We start from the raw sequence: 14,596 nt of genomic DNA, 5'->3' as shown, positions 1-14,596 counted from the left end.
GCGTGACGGGGGTAATCAGCGGGGGCGGGCAATGGGCGTTTGTCGCCGCGGCCTATGGGCTGACGGTCGTACTGACCGGGGCGGTGCTATGGTATAGCTGGCATGCGATGAAAAAGGCCGAGAGGCGCAGCGACGCGCTGCGGAAGGACCGCAAGTGAAGGCCAAGCATCAACGGCTGATTCTGGCGCTGGTCGCGCTGTGCGGCGTTGCGGGTGCAGGCGTGCTCGCGGCAAGCGCGCTGCGCGACGAGGCGGCCTATTTCCGCACGCCGGTCGAGATCGAGGGCGGCAAGGCCGCGGTCGGCGAAGCGATGCGGCTTGGCGGCATGGTCGCAAAGGGCAGTATCGCCCGGCAGGCCGATGGGCTGACGATCCGGTTCGTCGCGACCGATGGCAAGGCGTCGGTGCCGGTTGAATATAAGGGCATCGTCCCCGACCTGTTCGGCGAGGAGAGCGGCATGGTCGCCGACGGCCGGATGCGCGCCGACGGGACTTTCGTCGCCGACCGCATCCTTGCCAAGCATGACGAGCGCTATATGCCGCCGCAGATGGGCGATATGCCGAAGAATATGAAGGCGCCGAAGGCGTGAGGCATCCCTCTTTCATCGTCATCCCGGCGAAGGCCGGGATCTCGCCGGTGCGTATGAAAGCGGAGGGTGAGACCCCGGCCTTCGCCGGGGTGACGAAAAAGGTGGAGACGGCGAAGAGCCGCGATACGCTCGAGATTTTTGCATGATCGCCGAACTGGGCCTCGCACTGCTGTGGATCGCGGCCGCGCTCGCGTGCCTGTCGCTCGTCGCGGGCACCTTGTTCCTTCGCGGCGGGTCCAAGGATCTGGCAGCGCTCGTTCGCCCGGCAAGCGTGGCGCAGGGTGTGCTGACCGCCGCCGCATTCGGCCTGCTGATCGCGCTGTTCGTGCGGTCCGACATGTCGGTCGAGCTGGTTGCGCGCAACAGCAACAGCTTGAAGCCGATGATCTTCAAGGTCGCGGGGGCGTGGGGCAATCACGAAGGGTCGATGCTGCTGTGGCTGATGATCCTGTCCTTGTCGGGCGGGCTGATCGCGATTTTCGAGAAGCGGCTGCGCGAAGATACGCTGGTCGCGACGCTGGCGGCGCAAGCGGCGCTGAGCCTCGGCTTTTTCGCGTTTCTTCTCTTCTCGTCGAACCCGTTCAAGCGGTTGCCGGTGGCGCCGCCCGACGGGCAGGGGCTGAACCCGCTGCTGCAGGACATCGGGCTCGCCTTCCATCCGCCGACGCTTTACGTCGGCTATGTCGGCCTCTCGGTCGCGTTCAGCTTTGCCGTCGGCGCGCTGATCACGCGCGAGATCGGACCTGCGTTCGCCCGCGCGATGCGGCCGTGGGTGCTCGGCAGCTGGATTTTCCTGACGCTCGGTATCACTGCTGGCAGTTACTGGGCTTATTATGAGCTTGGCTGGGGCGGCTGGTGGTTCTGGGACCCGGTCGAGAATGTCTCGCTCGTTCCGTGGCTTGCGGGTGCAGCCTTGCTCCATTCAGTGGCGGTGACGGCGACGCGCAACGCCTTGCGCGCGTGGACGGTGATGCTGGCGGTGATCGGCTTTTCGATGTCGATGGTCGGCACCTTCATCGTGCGGTCGGGGCTGCTCACCAGCGTGCACAGCTTTGCTGTCGATCCCGAACGCGGGACCTTCCTGCTCGCGCTGATGGCGATCTATATCGGCGGCGCCTTGACCCTGTTCGCCTTGCGTGCGGGGAGCGTGGCGGAGGGCAAAAAATTCGCGCTGCTGAGCCGCGAAGGTTCGCTCGTCATCAACAATCTGCTGCTGACGACGATCCTTGCGCTCGTGCTGCTCGGCACGCTCTATCCGATCGTCGCCGAGGCAATGGGGGAGAAGATTTCGGTCGGGCCGCCCTATTATAACAAGGTCGCGGGGCCGCTCGCGCTGATCCTCTGCCTTGTGATGGTCGCCGGGCCGCTCTTGAGCTGGCGCAAGGATGACGGGAAGCGGCTGTGGTCGCGGTTGCCGCTGGCGATTTTTGCCGGGGCGGCGGTGCTGTTCGCGCTGATTCTGTTCGGCGGCAAGGTCGGCATATTGCCGCTCTTGGGCATGACCGTCGCGGGCGTCGTCGCGGTCGCCAGCCTTGCGCCCTTGTGGGGCCGTAACCTGCGCCGCACGCCGCTCCCGACCTGGGGCATGGTGGTCGCGCATTTCGGCGTAGCGGTCTGCCTCGCCGGGATGGGGGCGGAAAGCGCCTTCATCAAGGAGCGGTTGGTTGCAGCCGCACCCGGCGAGATAATCAAGATCGGCGATTTTGCGGTGAAGTTCGTGGGTGTGAGGCCGGTGGCGGGGCCGAATTATACTGCGATCGAAGGCACGCTGGTTGCGACGACATCGTCGGACAGCAGCTTCACCATGCGGCCGGAAGCCCGCACGTTTCCCGGCCTTATGGGCAGTGCGCCGGTTGAGACCAACGAGGCAGCGCTGCTGACGCGGCCGGGCGGGCAGCTCTATGCCGTGCTGGGACAGCCGGTAGCAAACGAGGATGGCAGCGCCGGCCGCTATCAGATCCGGCTGTGGTGGAAGCCGCTGGTATGGTGGATATGGCTGGGCGGCGCGCTGATCGCGGTGGGCGCATCTCTGTCGCTGCTGGGCCGCGCCCAATTGCCGAACATCTGGCGCGCGCGACGCAGCCGCAAATCGCAGGAGCGTTTCGCGCCATGAAGAACCGCTGGGTCCTGTTTGTGCCGCTGGCGATCATGGGATTGCTGTTCGGCGCCTTTGTCTATCGGCTGGTGACACCCGCCGAGACGCTGATCCAGTCGCAGTGGATCAACAAGCCGATGCCGCTCTTCGACTTGCCGCCGGCAACCGCCGGCGTTGAGGGCTTGAAGAGCAGTCAGCTCGCCGACGGCCGGCCGCGGCTGGTCAATGTCTTTGCGAGCTGGTGCATCCCGTGCCGTGCCGAGGCGCCGCAACTCGAGGCGCTGAAGGCCGCGGGCGTGCCGATCGACGGCATCGCAATCCGCGACCGGCCCGACGATGTCGCGATGTTCCTGCGCGAATATGGCAATCCGTTCGACCGCATCGGATCGGACATGCAGAGCAGCGTCCAGATCGCGCTGGGGTCGTCGGGCGTGCCGGAGACGTTCCTGATCGACGGCAAGGGGATTATCCGCGAGCAGATTCAGGGCGTGATCCTGGCGGATCAGGTGCCCGAGATTGTCGCCAAGCTCGAGGCAATGAAGTGAGTCCCCTGTTTCAAAGCCGCCGCGCCCCTGCGAAGGCAGGGGCCCTTCATCTGCCCGTGCGATTCCGAGCCTATGGCCGTTCCATGGCCCGCCGACCGGAGATGGGCCCGTGCCTTGGCAGGGGCACGTGGTTTTTTGGGCTCGCCATCCTTTTCCTTGGCCTCGCACCGCCCGCCGCCGCGCAGGATCGCCTGCCGCCCGCGCCTTACGCCTATCAGCAGCTACGGGATCCGGCGCAGGAAGCGAAGGCAAAGGCGCTGATGGAGGAACTGCGCTGCCTCGTCTGTCAGGGGCAGTCGATTGCGGACAGCGATGCGCCGCTCGCGGGCGATATGCGGCACGAGGTGCGCAGCAAGATCGCGGCGGGGGAAAGTCCGGCCGAAATCAAGACATGGCTCGTCGCGCGTTACGGGAACTGGGTCAGCTATGACCCGCCGTTCGATGGTGCCACGGCGTTGCTCTGGCTCGGGCCTTTGCTCTTCCTCGCGCTCGGCGGGTGGCTGGCCTTTGGCCGTTTCCGCCGCGGGGCGCGTGATGACGAGGAGGAGGCGGCATGATCTGGCTGTGGGTCCTGCTCGCCGCGCTGCTGACGATCGGCGGCATCTTCTGGCTCGGCAAGCTGCCCGCCGCGGCGCGGCCGCTGGCGGGAGCGGCGGTGATGCTGGGGCTGGCGGGCTATGCGTTGCAGGGCCATCCGTCGCTGCCCGGCAAGCCGGTCGCTACGATCGAGGAGCCCGAGAATTTCGGCAAAGCGCTGACCGACCAACGGCAGGGCATGTCCGAACGCTTCGGCCCCGCGGCGCAATGGCTCGGCATGTCCGACGGTTTCGCGCGCACCGGCAAGACCGAACTCGCGGCAAAGACGCTCGAAAAGGGGCTGGAGCGATATCCCGACAATGTCGACCTGTGGGTCGGGCTGGGCAATGCGCTGGCGCAGCATGGCGGCGGAACGATGTCGCCCGCGGCGGCGCTGGCTTTCGACGAGGCGGCGAAGCGCGATCCGACGCATCCCGCACCGCCTTTCTTCGCGGGGCTGGCGCTGGCGCAGGGCGGCGACCTGAAGGGCGCCGAGGCGGTGTGGAGCCAGCTGCTCGCGCGCAGTCCCGCCGATGCGCCGTGGCGGCCCGATCTGGAAATGCGATTGGCGCGATTGCGTGACGCGCGTGGGCTGCCCGCCGAAGCCCCGGTCGACGTGCCGCCCGCGGACGTCCCAAATTGAAACCTATTACAAAGGCTCAGGCTCGTCTAAAGGCCCGCCATGACTGTTGAGTCGCAACAGGCGGCAGGCGGCGCCGGGGGCGTCGCGACTGCTGCCGCCGAAACGGCCCATTACGGGCACGGACATCACAGCGATGGCAGGCTGAAGCTCGCCGTCGGCGCGATCGGCGTCGTGTTCGGCGACATCGGGACCAGCCCGCTTTACGCGTTTCGCGAGACTTTTGCGGGACATCATCCGATCGAGGCCGACAGGCTGCACATCTATGGCGTGCTGAGCCTCGTCTTCTGGTCGATGATGCTGGTCGTCACGTTCAAATATGTGCTGACGATCATGAAGGCGGACAACAAGGGCGAGGGGGGCAGCCTGGCGCTGCTCGCGCTGATCAGCCGCTCGTCGGGCGAGAAGCGCTGGACGTGGCCGATCATCCTGCTCGGCGTGTTCGCGACTGCGCTCTTCTATGGCGACAGCATGATCACCCCCGCGATGTCGGTGCTCTCGGCGACCGAGGGGCTGAGCTATGTCAACAAGGGGTTCGAGCCCTATATCGTGCCGATCGCGCTCGCGATCCTGATCGGGCTGTTCGCGATCCAGGCGCGCGGGACGGCGAAGGTCGGGGCGCTGTTCGGGCCGATCATGCTCGCCTATTTCACGATGCTCGCGATCCTCGGCATGATCCATATCGTCGATCATCCGGGGATCGTCATCGAAACGCTGAACCCGGTGAACGCGCTGCGTTTCTTCTACGTCGATGGGTTTACGGCGTTCATCGCGCTCGGCGCGGTCGTGCTCGCGGTGACCGGGGCCGAGGCGCTTTATGCCGACATGGGGCATTTCGGGCGCGGGCCGATCGGGCTGAGCTGGATGACCTTCGTACTGCCCGCGCTGATGCTGAATTATATGGGGCAGGGCGCGATGGTGCTCGAGGCGGACATGGGGCCGCGCGGCGACCTGATCGCCGACCCCTTTTTCCAGATGATGCCCGAGGCGTGGCAGGTGCCCGTCGTCATTCTCGCGATCCTCGCGACGATCATCGCGAGCCAGGCGGTGATTTCGGGCGCCTTCTCGCTGACCCAGCAGGCGATCCAATTGGGCTTTATGCCGCGGCTGCGCGTCGAGCACACCAGCGCGTCGGCGGCGGGGCAGATTTATATCCCGGTGGTCAATTGGGGGCTGATGGTGATGGTGATCATCCTCGTCCTCTTCTTCGGATCGTCGAGCAACCTCGCCGCAGCCTATGGCATTGCGGTGACCGGGGCGATGTTCATCGACACCTGCCTGCTCAGCGTCGTGCTCTTCACGCTGTGGAAATGGCCGGCGTGGAAGGCGCTGCCGCTCCTTGCGATCTTCTTCATCGTCGACATCGCCTATTTCGGCGCGAATTTGATCAAGGTGCCCGACGGCGGGTGGGTGCCACTGGCGATCGGCCTCACCATCTTCACGCTTCTCACCACCTGGTCGCGCGGGCGCAAGCTGATGCAGCAGGAAATGGCCGAGGGCGCGATGCCGATCCCGGTGTTCGTCAAATCGGCGGCGAACAGCGCGACGCGCGTTCCCGGGACCGCAGTGTTCATGACGTCGAGCAGCGACGGCGTGCCGCACGCGCTGCTCCACAACCTCAAGCACAACAAGGTGCTGCACGCGCGGATCATCCTGCTGACGATCAAGATCGCCGACGTGCCCTTCGTCCCCGAGGAGAAATTCTGCCTGCTCGAGGATCTGGGGCAGGGGTTCCACCGGCTGGTCCTCAACTACGGCTTCATGCAGCCGATCGACGTGCCCGAGGCACTGACCCGCGTCACGAGCTGCGGCGGCGAGTTCAAGATGCTGGAAACGAGCTTTTTCCTGTCGCGTCAAACGCTGATCGCGGCGAGCAAGCCGGGTATGCCGATCTGGCGCGAAAAGCTGTTCGCGTGGATGCTGCGCAATTCGGAAAGCGCTATGGAATATTTCCGCCTGCCGACCAATCGCGTCGTCGAACTGGGCAGTCAGGTCGCCATCTGAGCACGGCGAAGGTTAACTTCGCGACATGTGAAAATAAGCGTTTGAACATCGGGGCCGGTCTTGCGATGCAGGGGCGACCCAATAAAGGCCGTGCAACTATGGATGTCGGCAATCTTGACGCTCTGATCCTGCCGGTTCCCCCGGAACCCTTTGCCCTGATCGTCGGCGCGGGGATGGAGGGCGGGTCGAGTGAGGCCGCCGAAGCCTCCCTCCGCCGGATGGGGCTGAAGCCCGAACGGATTGACGGCGACGGCGCTGATGTCGCTGCGCGCATTGCGGAACCGCGCTTTCGTTTGACGTTCGGCGCGGTGTCGGTGCTGGCCGGCCCCGCGGCAGGTGCCGCGCTGGACCTGGCCGACCCCGATCATCCGTCGACCAGCCTGCTGGCTGCCAGCTTGCCGCGACGATGGCGCGAGCGCGGGGCGTGCTGGGTTTTTATTCCAGAACGCGAGCCCGGAGGCGACGGCGCGGCGGCGTCATCGAGCGAGCAACCGACGCGGATGCGCGAATTTTTCAAGATGATGGTGCTGCTGATCGACCTGTTCGATGCCAGCCATATTTTCTGGTCGCCGGCGCGGCTGTGGTCGGATGCGCCGCAATTTCGGGCGTCGATCGCTGAAATGCTGGCGAGCGGCATGCCGCCGGTGCTCCACCTCGTTGCGTTCCGACGCCAGGACAATGGCGCGGGCGCCAGTGTGGGGACGCGGGGGCTGGTGCTTTTCGCGGGTCAGGAACTGGAAGCGCGGATTCCCGAAGGCTGGACCGTCGCCGAAATGGTCCGGCGGCTCTCGCGCCTGGCTCTCGACATGATGCTCAACGGCCCGATCCGCCATGCGCGCACGATGCGCGGGCTGGAGGCCGGCGAATGGATCGACCTGTTGCCAAGCGCGGGCGGCGCGAGCCAGCGGTCGACGGTGGTCGTCGATTTCGGCCGCGATAGTTGATGCCGGGACGCGGCTGGTATGGGGCACCACCGCCGCAAACTGGCTTCCAGCGGCATCATTTGATCCCCTTCGCGCTGATGCAACGACCGCAAATGGAAGCAATGTTCGAGGAACTGCATACGGAGGGATTTGCGCTCCAGAATTTCGGGCGCAACGGGTTGATGCTTCCCGCGAGCGAGCCGGCGGCTTTGCGCTCCGGCCATGCGCTGCATCGCGGCCCACACCATGGCTATAGCGACGTCATCACGGCGCGGGTCGAACGGATCAGGGCGCATTTCACGCTGCACGCGTCGGCCGATCTGCGAGCGGCACGGCGCACCGCGGTGATGCGGCTGCGCCTGTTACAGGACACGACACGCCGCGCGCTGACCGACCGGCATGGTGCAGGATTCTGGCTGAACCGGCGCGACCCGATGCGGCTGTTCGTCGATCGCCCCTATCTCGATGAAGCGATCGAAATGCTGTTTGGTGCGTAGGGTGATATCGGCTTTCGGCCGATTTGGGACGTTCCTTCTCTCGTCGCCCTGAGCTTGTTTCAGTGTCCATGGCCTGCCGTTTGATCAGCCGCCGCATTGGACGAGAAGGTCGTCCATGGATGCTGAAACAAGTTCAGCATGACGAGGTTAAGGACTGTTCCCTACCCAAAGCGGACATTGTTAAACGGCTTGGCAAGCGACCCAGTTGATCGGCTCAAAGCCGGACCTTGGCCTCTAGTTCACGGCGTGCGGCGAGATATTGGGCTTCAAGTTCGGCGACATATTCGGCGACCGGGCGCACCGCGGTGACCGGGCCGATGCCCTGACCCGAACCCCAGATATCCTTCCACGCCTTGACCTTGGTGTTGCCGCCCGAGCCGAAATTCATCGTCTTGAGATCGCCTTCGGGAAGGTTGTCGGGGTCCATGCCCGCGGCGACGATCGACTGGCGCAGGTAGTTGCCGTGCACCCCGGTGAAGAGGTTCGAATAGACGATATCACCCGCGCGCCCTTCGACAATGCCGTTCTTGTAGCTCTCATCGGCATTGGCTTCGGCCGTGGCGATGAACGCGCTGCCGATATAAGCGAGATCGGCGCCGCACGCCTGCGCCGCGAGGATCGAGCGGCCGTGCCCAATCGCGCCCGACAGCGCGATCGGGCCGTCGAACCATTCACGGATTTCCTGCACGAGCGCGAAGGGCGACTGGCGGCCGGCATGGCCGCCGGCGCCCGCGGCGACGGGGATGAGGCCGTCGGCGCCCTTGTCGATCGCCTTGCGCGCGAAGCGGTCGTCGATGATGTCGTGGAGCGTGATGCCGCCCCAGCCGTGCACCGCCTGATTGAGCTCTTCGCGTGCGCCGAGCGAGGTGATGGTGATCGGCACTTTCCATTTTTCGCAGGTCGCAATGTCGTCGAGCAGCCGGTCGTTCGATTTATGGACGATCTGGTTGACCGCATAGGGCGCCGAGAGGCGGTCTGGATTGGCGCGGTCCCACGCGGCGAGTTCTTCGGTGATCTGGTGCAGCCATTCGTCGAGCAACGATTGCGGGCGGGCGTTGAGCGCCGGGAAGCTGCCGACGACGCCCGCCTTGCACTGGGCGATGACGAGTTCGGGCCCCGAAACGATAAACAGCGGCGAGCCGATCACGGGCAGGCGCAGGCGGTCGAAAATCGGGGGAAGGGCCATGAATCACTCTCCGGTAGCAGTTTGAAACTGACCTTAACGTAAACGGAAAGTGGTGCAAGGGGTGAGGGGGCGGTTTGTGGGATTAGGGTGAGCGGTCGACCTCCATGCTTCGTCATCCCGCGCCACTTCGTCACTCCGACATGATCCGGGTCCGGGCGGCCGACGCCGGCATGGCGAAGATGGAATGTCCGTTTTTGGGGTGGTGAGCTGCCATTCACCCTCTCCCGTCGGGAGAGGGATACGCAGGCTTGGTTGCGCAGCAACCTAGCCGAAGTTGGGTGAGGGATCGGCACTCGACGACGAAAACGAACCTCAGACACCCTCACCCAACCCTCTCCCAAAGGGAGAGGGCTTTATGGCCGCTATCGGTCGCTAGCCGCCATTCCGCCATCCCCATTTGTATGAGGCTTATATCCTAGACCATTAGGCGCCGCCGGCTGGCCTTGAAGGCAAGATAGCCAAGGCCGATCATGACGATCAGCAGTGCGCCCTGTGCCGCTGCGAATGGCGGTTCGGTTCCATTGGGGGCGAGCGCGTTGAGCGCGGGTACTTTCAGAAACGACTGGACGACCAGCACGAACAGGTTGAGCCAGAGCGCCATCGTCGCGGTGACCACATAGATCGGTGCGGCGCGGTCGGCGAGCTTGCGGGCGTACCAAGCCCAGAAGGCGACTGCGAGCACCAGCATCGAGACGATTCCCGTGCCGAGCGCCGGGGTGAAGGCGAGGATCGGGAAGAGGAAACCCGTGAGGCTGGTGAGCAGCGTGAACCAGAGGAAGATGATGTTGGTGCGGGGCAGGAGGCGGCCGCGGGCGGAAGCGGGGAGCGCGATGAGGCCGGCGATAATACCGACGAAGCTGATCAGCACGTGAAGCGTGGTGAATTGCGGGATGGTCAGACCGAGGATCATGGCACGTCTCCTTAAAAGGCGAGGAGGCGCGGTCGGGGGCCCGCGCCTCTTACCCATCAGCTGTTGATGAATTCGAGAAGATCGGCGTTGAACCGGTCCTGCTCGGTGATGGTCAGTCCGTGGCTACCGCCCTCGTAGACCTTGAGCACCGCCTGCTTGACGATCTTGACGGTCGAGAGCGCCGCGGCGCCGATCGGCACGATCTGGTCGTCGTCGCCGTGGAGGACGAGCGTCGGCTTGTCGAACTTCTTCAAATCTTCGTTGAAGTCGCTTTCGGAAAAGGCGCGGATGCTGTCGAGCAGGCCCTTGAGGCCGCCGTTCATGCCCTGCCGCACGAATTCGTCGCGCACCGCTTCCGAAACCGCCGCGCCGTCGCGGTTGTAGCCGTAGAAGGGCAAGGTCAGATCCTTGAAGAACTGCGGGCGGTTGTCGAAAGTGCCCTTGCGGATGCCGTCGAAGACGTCGATCGGCAGGCCGTCCGGATTGGCTTCGGTCTTGAGCATCAGCGGGGGAACGGCGCCGATGAGGGCGACCTTGGCGACGCGGCTGGTCCCATGGCGGCCGATATAGCGGGTGACTTCGCCGCCGCCGGTCGAGTGGCCGACGAAGATGACGTCTTTCAGGTCGAGCTGTTCGATCAGTTCGGCGAGGTCGTCGGCATATTGGTCCATATTGTTGTTGTCCCAGACCTGGTCCGAGCGGCCGTGGCTGCGGCGGTCGTGGGCGATGGTGCGGAAGCCCTGGTTCGCGAAGAAGACCATCTGGGCGTCCCATGCGTCGGCGCTGAGCGGCCAGCCGTGTGAGAAGACGATCGGCTGGGCATCCTTCGGGCCCCAATCCTTGAAGAAGATGTTCGTGCCGTCCTTGGTGGTGATGGTGGTCATGATATGGTTCCTTTCAACTTGAAGGGCGGGTGTCCGTCCCGGTGATCTGGAAATAGACCGGCCCGGCCTTGCGCGGGATTGGCGGACGCGACATTATGCGGGTCAAATCCGACATATGTGCAATTAGGGGGAGGCGAGATGCCCAAGTTGAAGGTGCCCGACGCCGCGCCCGCGTTGGTCGAGGTCGGGATGATGCTGTACCCCGACTGCCAGACCGGGATGGTGCATGGCATCACCGACCTGTTCCACGTCGCCGGGCGTTTCGCGGTCGATCATGGTCGCAGCCCGATCCGCGTCAGCCATTGGCGGCTGCAGGAGGGCGGCGGATTTGCCCGCTGTTACGACAGTCATGCCGAGGAACGCGCGGCCAATTCGCCGGCGGTGCTGATCGCGCCGGGCAGCCTGCACAAATTGCTCGAACCGGGCGAGGTCGAACCCTATGCGCGCTGGCTGCTCGACCGGCACGCGCAGGGCACGGTGCTCGCGTCGAATTGCGGCGGGGCGTTCGCGCTGGCGGCGACGGGATTGCTCGCGGGGCGGCCGGCGACGACACACTGGTTCTTCGCCGAGGAGTTCAGGGCGCGCTTTCCCGACGTAAGGATGGAGACCGATCGGATGGTCGTCGACGATGGCGACATCGTCACCGCGGGCGGACTGATGGCGTGGACCGATCTCGGGCTACGCATCGTCGAACGGTTGCTCGGGCCGACGGTGATGATGGAGACGGCGCGTTTCCTGCTGATCGACCCGTCGGGACGCGAGCAGAAAAATTATGCGAGCTTTGCGCCGAGGCTCAACCATGGCGACGAGGCGATATTGAAGGTGCAGCACTGGTTGCAGGCGAAGGGCGCGGGTCCGGTTGCGGTGCCCGAGATGGCGGGCGAGGCGGGGATGGAGGAGCGCACCTTTCAGCGCCGCTTCAAGGCCGCGACGGGAATGACCCCGGTCGAATATGTCCAGCATATCCGCGTCGGCAAGGCGCGCGAACTGCTTGAGTTTACCAAGCGGACGGTCGACCAGATCGCATGGCGCGTTGGCTATGAGGATGCGGCGGCGTTCCGCAAATTGTTCCACCGTATCATCGGCCTGTCGCCGCATGAGTATCGCCAGCGTTTCTCGACGCCGCGGTCGCTGGCCGAGGTCGCCTGAAATTTTTTCTTGCCTCGTGTCGATTTGGTGATGGCTCGTTCGTCGTAAAGATACGAGGCCGCCGTTGGCCCGGTAACGAGGAGATGGAAAATGCGCGTGATGGTGTTCGTAAAGGCGACCGAAGACAGTGAACAAGGCATGCAGCCCTCGCCCGAGCTCAACCAGATGTTCATCGACATGGGCAAATTCAATGAGGAATTGGTCAATGCCGGGGTGCTGGTCGCCGGTGACGGTCTCAAGCCTTCGTCGTTCGGCAAGCGTGTGGCGTTCGACGGTTCGAGGCGGACCGTGATCGACGGGCCTTTCGCGGAAGCCCGCGAACTGGTCGCCGGTTACTGGATCTGGGAGGTCAAGGACATGGATGAGGCCGTCGAATGGGTGAAGCGCTGCCCCAACCCGATGTTCGGCCCGAGCGAGATCGAGATTCGACCCTTCTACGAGATGGAGGATTTCGTCGATGTCATTCCGGCCGAAGCCGCCGAGATCCACGACGGCGTGGGCGAGAAACTTGCGAACCGCTGATTCGCTTGTCCGGCCCGCCATGCGCCTCTAACGTTTGCGCATGGCGGCGGACCCAACCCACCGGGCGATCGAGGCGGTGTTCCGGATCGAGCAGGCGCGGCTGATCGCCGCGCTCGCCCGACTGACGCGCGACGTCGACCGGGCCGAGGAATTGGCACAGGAGGCGCTGCTGATTGCGCTGACCGAGTGGCCGACGTCGGGCGTGCCCGGCAATCCGGGCGCCTGGCTGACTGCGGCGGCGAAGCGGCGTGCGATCGACGGGGCCCGGCACCATGCGATGCGGGAGCGAAAACATGCCGAAATCGCCCGTGAATTGGATGAGGAGCGCAACATGAGCGCGGAGGCGGTCGAGGCGGCGCTCGACGATCCGCTGGGCGACGAACTGCTCGGGCTGATCTTTGCCGCATGCCATCCGGTGATTGCGCCCGAGGCGCGCGCGGCGCTGACGCTGCGGCTGGTTGGCGGGCTGACGGTCGAAGAGATTGCGCGCGCCTTCCTGTCGAACGAGGCCGCGATCGCGGCACGGATTACGCGGGCCAAGAAGGCGATCGCCAAGGCGGGGGTGGCGTTCGAGGTGCCGCGCGGGGCCGAGCTTCAGGCGCGGCTCGGGTCGGTGCTCGAGGTCGTCTATCTGATCTTCAACGAAGGCTATGCCGCGACCGTCGGGCCGTCGCTCGTGCGTCCGCCGCTGTGCGGCGAAGCGCAGCGCCTGGGGCGCATCCTCGCCGGGTTGATGCCCGAGCAGCCCGAGGTGCTGGGGTTGCTCGCGCTGATGGAAATCCAGGCATCGCGGCTGGCGGCGCGGGCAGGGCCGGATGGGCGGTTTGTCCCTCTGACCGAACAGGACCGGGCGCGGTGGGACCAGTTGCTGATCCGCCGCGGGCTGAATGCGCTGGACCGCGCCGAGGCGCTCGGCGGGGCGGATGGATCCTATGTGTTGCAGGCGGCGCTGGCGGCCTGTCATGCGCGGGCGCACTCTGCCGAGGACACCGATTGGGTCCGCATTGCCGCTCTCTATGACCGCTTGCGGCAGGCGATGCCGTCGCCGGTGGTCGAGCTCAATCGCGCGGTCGCGTATAGCATGGCGTTCGGCCCCGAGGCCGGGTTGCGGCTCGTCGATGCGATCGCCGATGGGGCGGCGCTGCGCAACTATGCACCGCTGCCCGCTGCGCGCGGCGATTTCCTGCTGCGCGCCGGGCGGCCGGGCGAGGCGAGAGCAGAGTTCGAGGCGGCGGCCGCGCTGTCGGGAAACGAGCGCGAACGCGACTTCCTACTCGCGCGCGCGGCGGCGTGCGCCGAATGACGACGGTCACGGTCGAGAGCATCGGGGTCGAAGCGCAACCGCTGGCCATCCTTGACGACTTCGTGCCCGATCCTGAAGGCTTGCGGCGTTTTGCCATGACGGCCGATTTCGCGCCGGCGCTCAACCATTATCCCGGCGTTCGAGCCGATCTCCCGCCTTCCTATCTCGCGACCCAGCTACCGATCGTTGCTGCGGCCGCGGCTGAAGCGTTCGGGCGGACCGGGCCGATCAGGGTCGTCGATGCGAGCTTTTCGATCGTCTCGACCCCGGTGGGCGATCTGACCATTCCACAACGTCTGCCGCACATCGACGCCTTCACCGAGGATCGCATCGCGCTCGTCCATTATCTGTCGCCCGAGGGAGGCGACGGCACGGCTTTCTTTCGCCACCGCGCAACGGGGTTCGAGACGGTTGACGAGCGGCGGCGCGACCTTTTCTTTCGCCACCTCGACACCGAACTGCGTCATCGGGGGCCGCCGCCGCCCGGTTATTTGCTGGGCGACACGCCGTTGTTTGAATGCATCACCACCGAGCCGGCGCGCTACAATCGCGCGCTGCTCTATCGCAGCTGGAACCTTCACAGCGGGGCGATCGCGCCAGACAATGCGCTATCCGCAAACGCCGACGACGGGCGGCTGACGGTCACTGGCTTCTTTTCGATAGGATAGACGCGCGCCCGCCGCGATTTTGGCACGACTGTGCGACGGTTTGGGGCTGCTGTTCCGGAACGGGACAAAGGCCCATCGCGCTTCGGTGTAGGTGGTACGACGGAC

Annotated in this window: 16 protein-coding genes and 1 pseudogene; 14 read left to right on the top strand and 3 right to left on the bottom strand. The window is 65.2% G+C overall.

All coding sequences use genetic code 11. From position 1 onward, the window contains the following. Positions 1 to 2: 2 nt before the first annotated feature. From SKP52_RS26670 to SKP52_RS12120, 10 genes are all read left to right on the top strand, one after another. Positions 3 to 158, top strand: a complete 156-nt coding sequence (locus tag SKP52_RS26670; RefSeq protein WP_167702732.1) for a hypothetical protein — start codon at positions 3 to 5, stop codon at positions 156 to 158. After that, the gene (gene ccmE / locus SKP52_RS12155; protein ID WP_039575030.1) at positions 155 to 589 is read left to right on the top strand and encodes a cytochrome c maturation protein CcmE; all 435 of its coding nucleotides are present in this window, start codon (positions 155 to 157) and stop codon (positions 587 to 589) included. Before SKP52_RS26670 ends, ccmE begins: the two co-directional genes overlap by 4 nt. Further along, positions 586 to 735, top strand: coding sequence for a hypothetical protein (locus tag SKP52_RS26485; protein WP_160292408.1), 150 nt, complete (start codon positions 586 to 588; stop codon positions 733 to 735). The genes ccmE and SKP52_RS26485 overlap by 4 nt, the downstream gene beginning before the upstream one ends. After that, a complete protein-coding gene (locus SKP52_RS12150; protein WP_039575029.1) occupies positions 732 to 2,702 on the top strand; it encodes a heme lyase CcmF/NrfE family subunit in 1,971 nt (656 codons plus the stop codon). Before SKP52_RS26485 ends, SKP52_RS12150 begins: the two co-directional genes overlap by 4 nt. Then, positions 2,699 to 3,229, top strand: a complete 531-nt coding sequence (locus SKP52_RS12145) for a DsbE family thiol:disulfide interchange protein (RefSeq protein ID WP_039575028.1) — start codon at positions 2,699 to 2,701, stop codon at positions 3,227 to 3,229. Before SKP52_RS12150 ends, SKP52_RS12145 begins: the two co-directional genes overlap by 4 nt. A gap of 83 nt (positions 3,230 to 3,312) precedes the next feature. Further along, positions 3,313 to 3,786, top strand: coding sequence for a cytochrome c-type biogenesis protein (locus tag SKP52_RS12140; protein ID WP_228383626.1), 474 nt, complete (start codon positions 3,313 to 3,315; stop codon positions 3,784 to 3,786). Beyond that, on the top strand, positions 3,783 to 4,448 hold the full coding sequence (locus SKP52_RS12135; RefSeq protein WP_039575027.1) for a tetratricopeptide repeat protein: 666 nt from the start codon (positions 3,783 to 3,785) through the stop codon (positions 4,446 to 4,448). Before SKP52_RS12140 ends, SKP52_RS12135 begins: the two co-directional genes overlap by 4 nt. 39 nt (positions 4,449 to 4,487) lie before the next feature. Continuing rightward, positions 4,488 to 6,449 carry a potassium transporter Kup gene (locus tag SKP52_RS12130; RefSeq protein ID WP_039575025.1) on the top strand — a complete coding sequence of 654 codons (1,962 nt, stop codon included), beginning with the start codon at positions 4,488 to 4,490 and terminating at the stop codon, positions 6,447 to 6,449. Between the two features lie 98 nt (positions 6,450 to 6,547). Further along, complete coding sequence (locus SKP52_RS12125) at positions 6,548 to 7,393, top strand: hypothetical protein (protein WP_039575024.1); 846 nt, start codon at positions 6,548 to 6,550, stop codon at positions 7,391 to 7,393. Beyond that, positions 7,393 to 7,869 (top strand): AHH domain-containing protein, encoded by a 477-nt coding sequence (locus SKP52_RS12120; protein WP_081997322.1) that lies wholly within the window; start codon positions 7,393 to 7,395, stop codon positions 7,867 to 7,869. The genes SKP52_RS12125 and SKP52_RS12120 overlap by 1 nt, the downstream gene beginning before the upstream one ends. Before the next feature lie 214 nt (positions 7,870 to 8,083). Here the strand turns inward: SKP52_RS12120 and SKP52_RS12115 are convergent, their stop codons facing one another. From SKP52_RS12115 to SKP52_RS12105, 3 genes are all read right to left on the bottom strand, one after another. Further along, entirely contained in the window at positions 8,084 to 9,055 is a 972-nt protein-coding gene (locus SKP52_RS12115) for an NAD(P)H-dependent flavin oxidoreductase (RefSeq protein ID WP_039575023.1), read from the bottom strand. Positions 9,056 to 9,470: 415 nt separating this feature from the next. After that, entirely contained in the window at positions 9,471 to 9,965 is a 495-nt protein-coding gene (locus SKP52_RS12110; protein WP_039575021.1) for a membrane protein, read from the bottom strand. 56 nt (positions 9,966 to 10,021) lie between these two features. Further along, complete coding sequence (locus SKP52_RS12105) at positions 10,022 to 10,849, bottom strand: alpha/beta fold hydrolase (RefSeq protein ID WP_039575020.1); 828 nt, start codon at positions 10,847 to 10,849, stop codon at positions 10,022 to 10,024. A gap of 138 nt (positions 10,850 to 10,987) precedes the next feature. Here SKP52_RS12105 and SKP52_RS12100 point away from each other — a divergent pair, with 138 nt between their 5' ends. The 4 genes and pseudogenes from SKP52_RS12100 to SKP52_RS12085 all read left to right on the top strand — a co-directional run bounded on the left by SKP52_RS12100 (position 10,988) and on the right by SKP52_RS12085 (position 14,491). Continuing rightward, positions 10,988 to 11,998: a GlxA family transcriptional regulator gene (locus SKP52_RS12100; RefSeq protein ID WP_039575019.1), complete on the top strand. Its 1,011-nt coding sequence runs from the start codon at positions 10,988 to 10,990 to the stop codon at positions 11,996 to 11,998. A gap of 90 nt (positions 11,999 to 12,088) precedes the next feature. Beyond that, a pseudogene (locus tag SKP52_RS12095) lies at positions 12,089 to 12,448 on the top strand (YciI family protein); the annotation flags it as partial. Between the two features lie 112 nt (positions 12,449 to 12,560). Beyond that, positions 12,561 to 13,823, top strand: a complete 1,263-nt coding sequence (locus SKP52_RS12090) for an RNA polymerase sigma factor (protein ID WP_039575014.1) — start codon at positions 12,561 to 12,563, stop codon at positions 13,821 to 13,823. Next, positions 13,820 to 14,491 carry a DUF6445 family protein gene (locus SKP52_RS12085; RefSeq protein ID WP_039575013.1) on the top strand — a complete coding sequence of 224 codons (672 nt, stop codon included), beginning with the start codon at positions 13,820 to 13,822 and terminating at the stop codon, positions 14,489 to 14,491. Before SKP52_RS12090 ends, SKP52_RS12085 begins: the two co-directional genes overlap by 4 nt. The last annotated feature ends 105 nt before the right edge of the window (positions 14,492 to 14,596 follow it).

It is taken from the genome of Sphingopyxis fribergensis (genome assembly GCF_000803645.1).
In the GTDB taxonomy this organism is placed as follows: Bacteria; Pseudomonadota; Alphaproteobacteria; order Sphingomonadales; family Sphingomonadaceae; genus Sphingopyxis; species Sphingopyxis fribergensis.
This window is presented reverse-complemented; position numbering and strand designations above follow the sequence as displayed.

What these genes read in the sequence shown, in the direction of transcription:
- SKP52_RS12150 (WP_039575029.1), top strand. Translation starts at nt 732, where the DNA reads ATGATCGCCGAACTGGGCCTCGCACTGCTGTGGATCGCGGCCGCGCTC.
- SKP52_RS12145 (WP_039575028.1), top strand. Translation starts at nt 2,699, where the DNA reads ATGAAGAACCGCTGGGTCCTGTTTGTGCCGCTGGCGATCATGGGATTG.
- SKP52_RS12140 (WP_228383626.1), top strand. Translation starts at nt 3,313, where the DNA reads ATGGCCCGCCGACCGGAGATGGGCCCGTGCCTTGGCAGGGGCACGTGG.
- SKP52_RS12135 (WP_039575027.1), top strand. Translation starts at nt 3,783, where the DNA reads ATGATCTGGCTGTGGGTCCTGCTCGCCGCGCTGCTGACGATCGGCGGC.
- SKP52_RS12130 (WP_039575025.1), top strand. Translation starts at nt 4,488, where the DNA reads ATGACTGTTGAGTCGCAACAGGCGGCAGGCGGCGCCGGGGGCGTCGCG.
- SKP52_RS12125 (WP_039575024.1), top strand. Translation starts at nt 6,548, where the DNA reads ATGGATGTCGGCAATCTTGACGCTCTGATCCTGCCGGTTCCCCCGGAA.
- SKP52_RS12120 (WP_081997322.1), top strand. Translation starts at nt 7,393, where the DNA reads ATGCCGGGACGCGGCTGGTATGGGGCACCACCGCCGCAAACTGGCTTC.
- SKP52_RS12115 (WP_039575023.1), bottom strand. Translation starts at nt 9,055, where the DNA reads ATGGCCCTTCCCCCGATTTTCGACCGCCTGCGCCTGCCCGTGATCGGC.
- SKP52_RS12110 (WP_039575021.1), bottom strand. Translation starts at nt 9,965, where the DNA reads ATGATCCTCGGTCTGACCATCCCGCAATTCACCACGCTTCACGTGCTG.
- SKP52_RS12105 (WP_039575020.1), bottom strand. Translation starts at nt 10,849, where the DNA reads ATGACCACCATCACCACCAAGGACGGCACGAACATCTTCTTCAAGGAT.
- SKP52_RS12100 (WP_039575019.1), top strand. Translation starts at nt 10,988, where the DNA reads ATGCCCAAGTTGAAGGTGCCCGACGCCGCGCCCGCGTTGGTCGAGGTC.
- SKP52_RS12090 (WP_039575014.1), top strand. Translation starts at nt 12,561, where the DNA reads ATGGCGGCGGACCCAACCCACCGGGCGATCGAGGCGGTGTTCCGGATC.
- SKP52_RS12085 (WP_039575013.1), top strand. Translation starts at nt 13,820, where the DNA reads ATGACGACGGTCACGGTCGAGAGCATCGGGGTCGAAGCGCAACCGCTG.